This is a genomic window from Stenotrophomonas sp. MMGLT7, assembly GCF_021168555.1.
GTDB lineage: Bacteria > Pseudomonadota > Gammaproteobacteria > Xanthomonadales > Xanthomonadaceae > MMGLT7.
The window spans coordinates 594799-607160 of sequence record NZ_JAJOZS010000001.1 but is presented as its reverse complement, the minus strand read 5'-3'; the positions used below and the strand labels follow the sequence as shown (position 1 = coordinate 607160).

Here is a 12362-nt window from a genome sequence, read left to right as displayed (position 1 = left end):
AGTCGCGATGGGGCTTCACCGGGAAGGCCCCATCGCGACTGAAGTCGCTCCTACGGGGGATTTGCGGCGGACTTCGAGGGGCCGAGCCGCGGCAATACCTACTGCCCGCGTTCGAGCACCAGCAGGGGATCGATGCGGACGTCGAACCGCGCCAGGCGTATACCCGCTCGTCCCTGATGACGAACGCGCCGCCGCGCGAGACAGGAGTAAATAGTGGGACCTACTGCCCGCGTTCGAGCACCAGCAAGGGATCGATGCGCACGTCGAACCAGTTCATCCCCCAGTGCAGGTGCGGCCCGGTCGCGCGCCCGGTGGCGCCGACCGCGCCGATCACCTGGCCCTGCTCGACGCGGTCGCCGGCCTTCACGTCCAGCCGCGACAGGTGCAGGAAGTTGGAGCTGATGCCGTAGCCGTGGTCCAGCAGCACGGTGCCGCCGGTCAGGTACAGGTCCGGCGCGGCGAAGGTGACCACGCCGGCGGCCGGGGCCTTGACCGGGGTGCCGGTCGGTACGGCGATGTCCATGCCCGAATGGCCGGAACCGGATGCCTGGCCGTTGTAGACCCGCGCATTGCCGAAGCGGCCGCTGATGCGCCCCTGCACCGGCCAGGCGAACTTCTGCGCGAAGTCGGTGCGGGCATCGTCGCGCTGGCGCGCCGCGGTCACCTGCGCCTGCTCGCGCCTGATCCGTTCGGCGATGGCCGGCGGCGGATTGACCGTCTTCGGCGGCACGCCGTTCACGCGCTCGGTCGGCCAGTCGCGCGGGGTAACCGCGATGGTCTGCGTCTCGCGGGCGCCGTCCGGGCGCTGCACCTGGATCTGCAGCGGGCCCTTCTCGTCGCGGCCGATGCCCAGCACCACGCTGCCGTAGCCGCTGACCCGCAGCTCGCGGTCGCCGTAGCTGACCCGGCTGCCCGGAGGCACCCGGCCGATGACCATCGCCCCTTGCGAGGCGCTGGCGGGGAACACGATGCTCGCAGTTTCCTGTGCCGGCGCCGCCGGGGCGAAGCAGAACGCGGCGACCAGCGCCGCGACCATCGACCGCCGCCGCATCAGCGGTCGAACGCCAGGCGCTGCCCGGCCGGCGTGCCGACCAGCTTGGCGCCGTCCCAGACCCGCTGGCCGTTGACCCAGGTCGAGGCGATGCGCGAGCGGAAGGTGGTGCCCTCGAACGGCGACCAGCCGCACTTGGACAGCACGTCCTCGCGGCGCACGGTGAACGGCACGTCCTCCACCAGCACCAGGTCGGCGGCATAGCCCTCGCGCAGGAAACCGCGCCCGGCCACGTTGAACAGCTGCGCCGGCGCATGGGCGAACTTCTGCACCACCCGGGCGCGGTCGAGCTTGCCTTCGTGCACCAGCTCCAGCGCCGCCACCAGCGCGTACTGCACCAGCGGCAGGCCGGACGGCGCCTGCGCGTACGGCTTCTGCTTCTCTTCCCAGGTATGCGGGGCATGGTCGGTGGCCAGCACGTCGATCACGTCCTCGGCCAGGGCGCGGGTCAGCGCCTCGCGGTCGGCCGGATCCTTGATCGCCGGGTTGCACTTGATCAGGTTGCCCAGGCGCGCGTAGTCGCGGCGATCGAAGCGCAGGAAGTGGATGCAGGTCTCGGCGGTGATGCGCTTGCGCAGCCTGCCGGACGCATCCAGCAGCGGGCCGGGCTCGAACAGCGCCAGTTCGTCGGCGGTGGAGATGTGCAGTACGTGCAGACGGGTACCGTGCTTCCTGGCCAGTTCCACCGCCAGCGTGGACGACTTCAGGCAGGCCTGGCGCGAGCGGATGTCCGGGTGCATGTCGGGAGTGAGCGCGTCGCCGTACTTCGCCTTGAACGCGGCCAGCTCGGCGTCGATCATCGGCGAGTCCTCGCAATGGGTGATGATCGGCGTGGGGGCGTCGCGGAAGATCGCGTCCAGCGTTTCCGGGTTGTCCACCAGCATGTTGCCGGTGGAAGAGCCCATGAACACCTTGATGCCCGGCGCGGTCTTCGGGTCCAGCGACTGGATCGCGGCCAGGTTGTCGTTGCTGGCGCCCATGTAGAAGCCGTAGTTGCCCCAGGCGCGGCCGGCGGCGCGGTCGTACTTGGCCTGCAGCGCGCCCGCATCGAGCGTGGGCGGGTTGGTGTTGGGCATGTCCATGAAGCTGGTCAGGCCGCCGGCCACCGCCGCAGCGGACTCGGTGGCGACGTCGCCCTTGTGGGTCAGGCCGGGTTCGCGGAAATGCACCTGGTCGTCGATCATCCCCGGCAGCAGCCAGCGGCCGGCGGCATCGACCACCTCCTCGCCGGCGCGCGCGGCCAGGCCCGGCGCGATCGCGGTGATGCGGCCGTCCTCGAAGCGCAGGTCGGATTCGAACTGGCGGCCTTCGTTGACCAGGCGGGCGTTGACGATCAGGGTTCCGGGCATCGATGTTTTCCTGCGCAGCGGTGGGGAGAGGGAGATGCCCCCGGTTCAGGTACCGGATCGTAGCCGCCGGGATGGAACGGATGGCAGCGGCCGAGCCGCCGCGCGGCGAGCCAGCAGCCCTTGAGCGGGCCGAAGCGGGCAATGGCGGTCATCGCGTAACTCGAGCAGCTGGGCTCGAAACGGCAGCGCGGGCCCAGCAACGGGCTGATGAACCGCTTGTACAGCCGCAGCAGGGCGATGAGTATGCGGGCAATCACTAGTGCATGATACTGCAGTGTCCCGGCCCTGGTTGCCCGGTCGGGCAGGGTAGGCTATAAAGGCCCGCTTTCCCGGGCCCCGGGAGGAACCAAGGAAGAGCGATTCGTGGCTGCTAAAAAACCTGCAAAAAAGGCCGTCCCGGCCGCCAAGAAATCCGCCAAGCCTGTCGTCAAGAAGGCGGTGGCGAAGCCCACCGCCAAGAAAGCCGTCGCCAAGCCTGTCTCGGCCAAGCCCGCCGTGACCAAGGCGGTCGCGAAGAAGCCGGCGGCGAAGACGGTGTCCTCCGCCAAGCCCGCGGCGAAGACGGCTGCCAAGCCGGTCGTCGCCAAGAAGGCCGCGGCCGGTAAAGTGGCCGGCAAGCCCGCCGCTGCACCGGCCAAGGCGAAGAAGTCCGCGCCGGCCGCCAAGCCGGTGTCCAAGGCGACCAGGCCCGTGGTCAAATCGGCCGCCAAGCCGGTCCCCGCACCGGCGGCCAAAGCTCCATCCGTACCGAAGCCGGCCAAGCCGGCGGCGGCCAAGTCTGTACCGGTCAAGGCCGGCAAGCCTGCGGCGGCTCCCGCCGCCAAGGCGCATGCCGCGTCGACCCCTTCGCACAAGAGTCCCGTGTCCGCTTCGAAATCATCAGCCAAAACACCCTCCAAGTCCCCCGCCGCGCCGAAGGTGGTCAGCCGCCCGACCGGCAAGGTAGCCGTCGCCGTGACCTCGCGCCCGGCCACGCAGGCTCCGCGCGTCAAGTACAAGGTGGTGGAGTACAAGACCGACGAGATCACCGGTCGCCCGATCCTGCCGTCCGGCTACAAGCCCTCGGTGGACGAGGAGTACATGAGCCCGCTGCAGCAGGAGTACTTCCGCCAGCGCCTGCTCAAGTGGCGCGCCGACCTGGTGGAAGAGTCCAAGCAGACCATCGAGAACCTCAAGGAAGAAGTGCGCGACATCGGCGACGAGGCCGAGCGCGCCACCCGCGAGACCGAGAACTCGCTGGAACTGCGCACCCGCGACCGCTACCGCAAGCTGATCGGCAAGATCGACAGCACCCTCAAGCGCCTGGAAGCCGGCGACTACGGCTATTGCGTGGACACCGGCGAGGAAATCGGCCTGGAGCGCCTGGAGGCGCGCCTGACCGCCGAGCGCACGCTTGACGCGCAGGAGCGCTGGGAGCACCTGCAGAAGCAGCAGGGCGAGTGATTCGCGCGCCGGTTGCGTGAACGAAGGCCCCGCGCTTGCGCGGGGCCTTTTTCTTTGTGTGGTTGCGAGGGAGGTTTGCGGCAGCGGTGTCGGGAGATCGTCCGGCAACGGCGAGCTGGACTTGGATCGTCGTGCCGGCATCTGGGAGTTCGTCGTTCCCCCCGAAGGCTTGTCTGTCGATCAAAAATCAGCGATAGCCAGTTTCCTTCTCCCGTTCACGGGAGAAGGTGGCGCGCAGCGCCGGATGAGGGCGCTTTTGCTGTTGCTTTCCCATGCTCCAGGCGGCCCCCCCATCCGCCCTTCGGGCACCCCCGCCTTCGCGGGGGCAGGCTCTTCCCCCGCAAGCGGGAGAAGGGGGGATCCCCGAATTTCGGGATGTGATAGAGACAGGCGAAGGCGGGAACCCGGTGCCTGTGCCTTGAAGGATAGGGCGCCGCGAGACGCCGTCGCTGGCTGTTCGCGGCGGAAGCCGCTGGGTCCCCGCCTGCGCGGGGACGACGAATTCGCTATTCCAGGGATGACCCGCACCGCTTGGCCCCGCCGATTCGACCGACGGCTGCCCGGTCGGACAGCAGGCGCAGGGTGCGGACGAGGGCGCTGTGGATACTGCGGCAATGCCGCCGCTACAGGTTCCAGTCCACCCGCAGGCCGGCGACCAGGGCGTTGGGCAGGTCGCGCTGGCGCGCCGGTTCGTTGAACTGGTCCGGATCGATGATGTAGTGCAGGTTCGGCGCCACCCGCAGGCGCGGGGTCAGCTGGATGCCGTAGCTCAGCTCCATCATGGTCTGGCTGGACGGCGGGGTGCCGCTGCCGCCGGCCGCGGCGCGGGCCAGGCGCAGGTTCTCCAGGGCGATGTCGCTGTAGTGCTGGCGGGTGACGACGAAGGCGATGCTGTCGCGCGGGCGGCCGGCGAAGGTGCCTTTCTGCACCAGCCCGAGCTGCACGAAGTCGTCCTCGATCACGCGCCCGCCGGTGCGCTTGAGCACGGCGCCGAACACGGTCAGGCCACGCTTGCCGTCCGGGTCGGGGCGGGTGAGCTGCTGCTCGAAGCGCGCGAACGCACCCGAGCGGCCGTGGCGGCTGGCGTAGTCCAGTCCGCTGACCACGGCGGGGACGCCGTCGGCGTCGGCCAGCGGGTCGCTGTAGCGCGAGTTGTCCTGCCAGCCGCCGAGCTCGTACAGCGCATGCGGCGCGTCGCCGGAGCTTTGATAGCCGACCGCGTACGGGACGATGATGCCTTCGCGCTCGCGCGCGCTCCAGTGCAGGCCGTGCTCGTCGTCCGCGGCCTGGCTGGAATTGACCTCGTAGGTGCCGACGTGGACGTAGACGTTCGGGGTGACCCAGGCCTTGGCGTGCGCGGCCCAGCTCGATACCGGCCACCAGGTGAAGCCGCTGGTGCGGAACACGAAGGTCGGGTTGCCGCAGGCGGAGTTGGTCTGGAAGTAGTTGCACAGGTCCGAGCCGAGGAAGTGGATGTTGGCCACGCTGCGGCCGGCCTCCAGTTCCAGGCGCCCGTCGAACAGCGTCTGGGCGATGGTCAGGTTGGCCAGGCGCTCGCCCTGGCCGCCGTAGATCTCCTGCACCGAGGTGCTGTTGCCGATGCTGCTCCTGGCCAGGGTGGTGCCGTGGCGCTGGATCGCATAGGCCTTGAGGGTGGCGCCGCGCCAGCCGAACAGGGTGTCGAGGTCGACGTCGGTGCCGAGCATCAACTGGCCGGCATAGGCGCTGCCGCTGCGGCGGCCGCCGTCGAGCATGGCCGCGGCTTCGCCGGTGTAGCCGAGCTTGAGGGTGAAGGCATCGGCGGCTTGTTCGGCCTGGGCGAGCGGAGCGAGGGACAGGAGCAGGGCGGCGCACGGCAGGCGCCGGCCGTGCGTGGCGCGCGGACGAGGGAACATGGGAACCTCCGTAGGAAAGGCGCCGCCGTGGCGGCGCCGGCAGCGGGACTTATTCGGCGACCGGCTTCTTCAGCAGGCCCAGGGCGACGGCGGTGACGGCGATGCCGACGACCAGGGCCAGCGCGTAGGCGCCGATGTGGGTGACCGCGTTGGGGATCGGGGCGACGAAGATGCCGCCGTGCGGCACCTTCAGCTCGACCCCGGCGGCCATCGCGATGGCGCCGGCCACCGCCGAGCCGAGGATGAAGGCGGGGATGGTGCGCAGCGGGTCGCGGGCGGCGTAGGGGATGGCGCCTTCGGTCACGAACGCCAGCCCGAGCACGCCGGCGGCGGCGCTGGTGCCGCGCTCCTCGACGGTGAAGCGGCTGGCGAACAGGCGCGTGGCCAGCGCACGCCCAGCGGCGGCACCATGCCGCCGATCATCACCGCCGCCATCGGCGTGTACACCTGGCTGGAGATCAGCGCGGTGGCGAAGGCGTAGGCGGCCTTGTTGACCGGCCCGCCCATGTCCACCGCCATCATCCCGCCCAGCAGCAGGCCGAGCAGCAGCGCGCTGCTGCCCTGCATGCCGCGCAACCAGGCGGTCAGCGCGGTCATCAGCTGCGCCACCGGGGTGCCGATCACGTACATCATCGCCAGGCCTGTGAGCAGGGTGCCCAGCACCGGCAGGATCAGCACCGGCTTGAGCCCTTCCAGGCTGCGCGGCAGGCGGATCCAGCGCACCATCGCCAGCACGCCGTAGCCGGCGATGAAGCCGGCGACGATGCCACCGAGGAAGCCGGCGTCCATGTTGACCGCGACCAGGCCGCCGATCATGCCCGGGGCGATGCCGGGACGGTCGGCGATGGAGTAGGCGATGTAGCCGGCCAGCGCCGGCACCATCAGCATGAACCCGGCCTTGGCGCCGATCTGGAACATCGACCACGCCAGCGTGCCCTGGTTGGCGTCGTCGCCGGCGTAGATGCCGCCCAGCGCGAATGCCAGCGCGATCAGCAGGCCGCCGGCGGTGACGAACGGCAGCATGAACGACACGCCGGTCATCAGGTGGCGGTAGGGACCGGCGGAGCGGGCCTTCTCCGCAGGCTCGGCGCCGTCGGCGGGGGCGCCGCCGTGGACGCGGGCCTCGGCCAGCGCCTTGCGGATCAGCGCCTGGCCGTCGCTGATGGCCGGCTTGGTGGCGCTCTTGAACAGGCGCTTGCCGGCGAAGCGCGACAGGTCCACCTCGCGGTCGGCGGCGACCAGCACCAGGTCGGCGTCGGCGATCTCCTGCGCGCTGAGCGCGTCCTGCGCGCCGACCGAGCCCTGGGTCTCGACGCGGATGCCGTGGCCCAGCGCCTTGGCCGCCTGCTGCAGGCCCTCGGCGGCCATGAAGGTGTGGGCGATGCCGGTGGGGCAGGAAGTGATGGCGACGATGCGGCGCGGGCCGTCGGCGGGCGCAACGGCCGTGGCCGTGTCGCCGGTGTCGGCGGCGAGCAGGGCCAGGGTGCCGGCTGGATCGTCCAGCGCGGTGCCGAGGCTGGCGTGTTCGAGCGTGGCCGCGGCGAAGCGGCCGGCGTCGGCATCGCCGTCGCCGACCACCAGCACGCGGCGGGCGGCGGCCGCGACCGCCGGTTCCAGCGCGCCGAGCACGCCGTTGTCGCTGCGCACCTCCACCTGCAGCGGCTGCGACCGGGCGGCGGCGGCGCGGCGCAGGGCCTCGGCCGCGAGCACGGCCTCGGTGCTGCGTTCGCCGGCGGCGATCACCACGATGGAAGGTTGCATGCGGGACTCCTGATGTACGTCGTGGTTGCTGGGTTTGTATCTGTATCTGTTGCGGCAGACTGGTAGGTGCGACTTGTAGGAGCGACTTCAGTCGCGAACGGGCTTTACCGGTAAGGCTCCATCGCGACTGAAGTCGCTCCTACAGGTCGCTCCGGCGGGCGATGCGGGTCAGTGCAGGCGTTCGATCAGCACCTGCGTCGCCAGCGTCCGCACCTGCGCCGGATCGATGCGGCGCGCGGCGCCGCTGTCGAGCCGGCTCAGCGAGAACGCGGTGGCCAGGCGCGCGCAGGCTTCCAGGTCGGCGCCGCGCAGCCTGGCCGCGGCGATGCCGGCGACCATCGCGTCGCCTGCGCCGACGCTGCTGCCGCGCGCCAGCCGCGACGGCCGCGCCAGCAGCGCGCCGCCGGCATCGACGAACAGCGCACCGTCCTCGCCCAGCGAGATCGCCACCAGGCCGATGCCGCGCGCCAGCAGCTCGCGGGCGGCGGCCAGCAGTGCGGCACGGTCGGACAGCGCGGTGCCGGTAATGGCTTCCAGTTCCTGGCGGTTGGGCTTGACCGCCCACGGCAGCGCGCCGGCCGGCGCCGCCAGCGCCGCGGCCAGCGGCGTGCCGCTGGTATCGAGCAGCACCGCCGCACCGGCGGCCGCGGCCTGCGCCTGCAGTCGCGCCCAGGCATCCGCGCCCAGGCCCGCCGGCAGGCTGCCGGACAGCACCACCGGCATGCCGGGGCGCAGCAGCGAGGCCAGCCGCGCGGCGACCGCGTCCAGCTCGGCCACGGACAGCCGCAGCCCGGGCAGGTTGATGTCGGTGGTGGCGCCGCCGGCGTCATCGACCAGCTTGATGTTGGTACGGGTGTCGCCGGGCGCGCGCAGGCAGCCGTCGTCGATGGCGCGCTCGGCGAACAGCGCCTCGAACACGCCGGCGTTGCCGGCCCCGAGCACGCCGAGCGCGGCGACGGGTACGCCCCAGTCGGCCAGGCAGGCGGCGACGTTGATGCCCTTGCCGCCGGCGTCCTGGCGGCTGTCGCGGGCGCGGTGCACCTGGCCCGGCCGTAGCCGTTCCAGGTGCACGGTCTGGTCGATCGCCGGGTTCAGGGTGACGGTGACCGCCTGCACGTTCATGCCGCCTCTCCCGAGTCCAGTGCCCGTACCTCGGCCGCGCTCTCGCATTGCAGGGCGCGCCCGGCGAGCGCGCGCAGGTCGGCGATGCGCGCCGCGCGCAGGCGCGCCTTGACCGCGGGGATGTCGTTGGGGGTCATCGACAGCTCGTCCACGCCGAGCCCGGCCAGCAGGCCGGCGCCGAACGGGTCGCCGGCCAGGCCGCCGCACACGCCGACCCAGCGCCCGTGCGCGGCCGCGCCCTGCACGGTGGCCTGGATCAGCCGCAGCACCGCCGGGTGCAGGCTGTCGGCCTCGGCCGCCAGCTCCGGGTTCTGCCGGTCGATCGCCAGCACGTACTGGGTCAGGTCGTTGGTGCCGATGGAGAAGAAGTCGGCATGGCGCGCCAGTACGTCGGCCTGCACCGCCGCGGCCGGAACCTCGATCATGATCCCCAGCGGCACCTCGGGGGCCTGCAGCTCGGCGCGCAGGCGCTCGCAGACCTGGCGCAGGGCGAGGATCTCGTGCACCGAGGTGATCATCGGGAACATGATCGACAGCCTCGCGCCGTCCTTCGCCGCGCGGTACAGCGCGCGCAGCTGCGGCTCCAGCAGGTCGGGGCGGCGCAACAGCAGCCTTGCCCCGCGCACGCCGAGGAACGGGTTGTCCTCGTGCGGCAGCTCCAGGTGCGCGACCTGCTTGTCGCCGCCGATGTCGAGCGCGCGCACGATCAGCGCGCGCCCGTCCAGCGCCTGCGCCATCGCCAGGTAGGTCTGGTACTGCTCGTCCTCGCTGGGGGTGCTGCCGCGCTCCAGGAACAGGAACTCGGTGCGCATCAGGCCGACCCCTTCGCCGCCCTGCGACAGCGCCAGCGGCACCTGCTCGGGCAGGTTGACGTTGGCGCCGATGTCGACGCGGTGGCCGTCGCCGGTGAGCGCCGGCTGGCCGCGCTGGGCGGCCTCGCGCTCGCGCAATTGGCGCTGCTGCTCGATGTAGGCGCGCGCGGCCTCCAGGTCGGCCGGCGGCGGGTCGAGGTAGATGCGGCCGTTGGTTCCGTCGATGATCGCCAGGGTGCCGTCGGCCACCGCCAGCAGCCCGGCGCCGGCGGCGACCACCGCCGGCAGGCCGAGCGTGCGCGACAGGATCGCGGTGTGCGAGGTCGGGCCGCCCTGGGCGGTGGCCAGGCCGGCCACCCGCGCCGGATCCAGGTTGGCGGTGTCCGAGGGCGACAGGTCGGCGGCGACGAGGATGCAGGGCTGTCCGGGCAGGCCGTCGAGGCCGGCGCCGGCCAGGCCCGGGTCGAGCTGTGCCAGCACCCGGCGGCCGACGTCGCGCAGGTCGGCGGCGCGCCCGGCCAGTACCGGGTTGCCCAGCGCCGCCAGCGCGGCGGCGGTCTCCTCGACCGCGCGGTGCCAGGACCAGGCCACGCCGTGGCCTTCGACCATCAGCTGGCAGGTGCGGGTGATCAGGTCGGTGTCGTTGAGCAGCTCGGCCTGGGCCTTGAAGATAGCCGCGTCGCCCTCGCCGAGCCGGCGCCGGGTGTCGTCGTGCAGTGCCGCCAGCTGCTGGCGGGTGCGCAGCAGTGCCTGGTGCAGGCGCGCGCCGCCGTCGCTGAGCGCGAGCGGGCGGTCGGGCACCTCGGCCGGCGCCGCCGCCAGCTGGTGCACCGGGGCGATGGCCAGGCCCGGGCTGGCACCGATGCCGGCCAGCGCCGGCCTGGCCGCGGGCGGCTGCCAGCCGCTGGCCGGGACCTGGGCGGCCTTGCGCGCGGCGCGCTCGGCGTCGGCGCGTTCCTGCGCGACCAGGCCCTCGGCCACGGCGCGCAGCCGCGCCACCGCGGCGGCGGCGTCCACCCCCTCGGCCGAGATCGTCACCGCATCGCCGGCGCGCAGGCCCAGCTGCAGCAGCGCCACCAGCTGCTTGGCGTCGGCCACCTCGTCGCCGGCCCGCACCTGCACCCGGGCGGCGAAGCCGCGCGCGGTCTCGGCCCAGCGCGTGGCCGGGCGCGCATGCAGGCCGTTGGGGTAGGCCACGGTCCATTCGGTGCGCTCGGCCAGGTCGGTGGCCGGCGCCGCCGGTGCCGCGGCGGCCTCGTCGGCGGTCAGCGCATCGACGATGTCCTGCGCCTGGTCGGTGGCGAACAGCGCCTGCAGCCGCTGCGGGTCCTGGATCAGCCGGGTCAGCCGGCGCAGCAGCGCGATGTGGGTGTCCGACTGCGCGGCGATCGCCACCACCAGGCGGGTGGTCTGCCCCGGGTTCCACTCCAGGCCGTCGCGCACCTGCAGCACGGCGATGCCGTCGTGGCGGACCAGGTCGCGGTCCTCGGCGCGGCCGTGCGGGATCGCCACGCCGTGGCCGAGGAAGGTGTCGGCCAGAGTCTCGCGGCCTTCCATGCTGGCCGCGTAGCCGGGGCCGACGCAGCCGGCCGCTTCCAGCAGCTGTGCGGCCTGGGCGATGGCGTCGGACTTGTCGCGCACCCGCACGTCGGTGCGGGCGAGGGCCTGTGCGGCCAGGGGAGGGGAGGATTGCGACAAGGGAGGCTCCGCCGGGATCGAGGTGTGGGTGAAGTCTGGGAACGTTCCCAATCAACGTCAATGTGCAGCGCACAACGGCTGCCGGAGGAAGCAGCTGTACGATGCGCCTGTCCATGCGGGAACGTTTTCAGTGAGCATCAGCATCAACGACGTGGCGCGAGTCGCTGGCGTCTCCAAGTCCACCGTGTCGCGCGCGCTCGGCGGCGGCCCGGTCAGCGCGGACGTGCGCGCGCGGGTGGAGGCGGCGGTGCGGCAGACCGGCTACCGCCCCAACCTGATGGCGCGGCGGCTGCGCTCGCGCGATTCGGGGCTGGTCGGCATGATCGTGGCCGACATCCGCAACCCGTTCTTCACCGCCGCGATCGGCGCGGTGGAAGAGGCCGCCTACCGCCACGACCTGCGGCTGGTGCTGTGCAATACCGACGAGGACCCGCAGCGCGAGGCGCTGTACCTGCAGCTGATGCACGAGGAGCGCATCAGCGGGGTGATCCTGGCGCCGACCCGCGCCACCCAGGCGCGGCTGGAACAGCTGCAGCTGGAATTCCCGATGGTGCTGCTCGACCGCGCCGGCGCCGGCGGCCGCTACGACAGCGTGGTGCTGGACAACGCCGCCGCCGCCGCCGAACTGGTCGCCGGCCTCGCCGCACAGGGGCTGGTGCGCATCGGCGGACTGTTCGGCAACACCAGCAGCACCGCGCTGGAACGCCGCGACGGCTACCTGCAGGCGATGCAGGCGGCCGGGCTGGCGCCGGACTACCGCGAGGTCGCGCCCGGTGCCGAGGCCGCCGCCGAGGCCGTCGCCGCCTGGCTGGCGGGGCCGTCGCGGCCGCAGGCGCTGGTCGCCAGCAACAGCCTGCTGCTGGCAGGCGCATTGCAGGCGGTGCGAGCGGCCGGCCTGCGCATCCCGCAGGACCTGGCGCTGGCCGGCTTCGACAACGAGCGCTGGACCGAGCTGGTGGAGCCGGGCATCACCGTGATCGAGCAGCCGGTGGAGGACATGGGCCGCGAGGCGATGGAACTGCTGCTGGCGCGGCTGCGCTCGCCGCAGCAGCCGGTGCGCAAGGTGGTGATGCGCGGGCGCTGCATCGTGCGCGGGTCCACTGCGGTGGGGCGTGCCGATCCGGGGTGAGCCTGCTGCTGGTGGGCCCGATGCGGCGCCGCGTTGCGGCCGCGACGCGGAAAGCCTTGCGAGGAGGGCAGGTCCGCAATCCGGAGTGGGGTGGCGCCCCGC

Annotated in this window: 8 protein-coding genes and 1 pseudogene; 2 read left to right on the top strand and 7 right to left on the bottom strand. The window is 72.3% G+C overall.

Annotation, left to right across the window (positions count from 1 at the left end; all coding sequences use genetic code 11):
- Nucleotides 1-220: 220 nt before the first annotated feature.
- From LRX76_RS02790 to yidD, 3 genes are read right to left on the bottom strand one after another with little or no spacing between them, the layout of a single operon-like run.
- Complete coding sequence (locus LRX76_RS02790) at nt 221-1051, bottom strand: M23 family metallopeptidase (protein WP_231801722.1); 831 nt, start codon at nt 1049-1051, stop codon at nt 221-223.
- Complete coding sequence (locus LRX76_RS02785; protein WP_231801720.1) at nt 1051-2400, bottom strand: dihydroorotase; 1350 nt, start codon at nt 2398-2400, stop codon at nt 1051-1053. The genes LRX76_RS02790 and LRX76_RS02785 overlap by 1 nt, the downstream gene beginning before the upstream one ends.
- The gene (gene yidD / locus LRX76_RS02780; protein ID WP_231801835.1) at nt 2385-2675 is read right to left on the bottom strand and encodes a membrane protein insertion efficiency factor YidD; all 291 of its coding nucleotides are present in this window, start codon (nt 2673-2675) and stop codon (nt 2385-2387) included. The genes LRX76_RS02785 and yidD overlap by 16 nt, the downstream gene beginning before the upstream one ends.
- Before the next feature lie 88 nt (nt 2676-2763).
- Between yidD and dksA the strand changes: the two genes are divergently transcribed.
- Nucleotides 2764-3843 carry an RNA polymerase-binding protein DksA gene (dksA, locus tag LRX76_RS18805; protein ID WP_231801708.1) on the top strand — a complete coding sequence of 360 codons (1080 nt, stop codon included), beginning with the start codon at nt 2764-2766 and terminating at the stop codon, nt 3841-3843.
- 623 nt (nt 3844-4466) lie between these two features.
- Here dksA and LRX76_RS02770 read toward each other — a convergent pair.
- The 4 genes and pseudogenes from LRX76_RS02770 to ptsP form a co-directional block, all read right to left on the bottom strand.
- Nucleotides 4467-5738, bottom strand: coding sequence for a carbohydrate porin (locus tag LRX76_RS02770; protein WP_231801696.1), 1272 nt, complete (start codon nt 5736-5738; stop codon nt 4467-4469).
- A gap of 49 nt (nt 5739-5787) precedes the next feature.
- Nucleotides 5788-7499 (bottom strand): annotated as a pseudogene (locus LRX76_RS02765) (fructose-specific PTS transporter subunit EIIC).
- 168 nt (nt 7500-7667) lie between these two features.
- Nucleotides 7668-8621: a 1-phosphofructokinase gene (pfkB, locus tag LRX76_RS02760; protein WP_231801694.1), complete on the bottom strand. Its 954-nt coding sequence runs from the start codon at nt 8619-8621 to the stop codon at nt 7668-7670.
- Nucleotides 8618-11131, bottom strand: coding sequence for a phosphoenolpyruvate--protein phosphotransferase (ptsP, locus tag LRX76_RS02755; RefSeq protein WP_231801692.1), 2514 nt, complete (start codon nt 11129-11131; stop codon nt 8618-8620). Before ptsP ends, pfkB begins: the two co-directional genes overlap by 4 nt.
- A 130-nt stretch (nt 11132-11261) precedes the next feature.
- On the opposite strand from ptsP, the gene LRX76_RS02750 reads away from it, so the two are divergent.
- Complete coding sequence (locus tag LRX76_RS02750; RefSeq protein ID WP_231801690.1) at nt 11262-12260, top strand: LacI family DNA-binding transcriptional regulator; 999 nt, start codon at nt 11262-11264, stop codon at nt 12258-12260.
- Nucleotides 12261-12362: the final 102 nt, after the last annotated feature.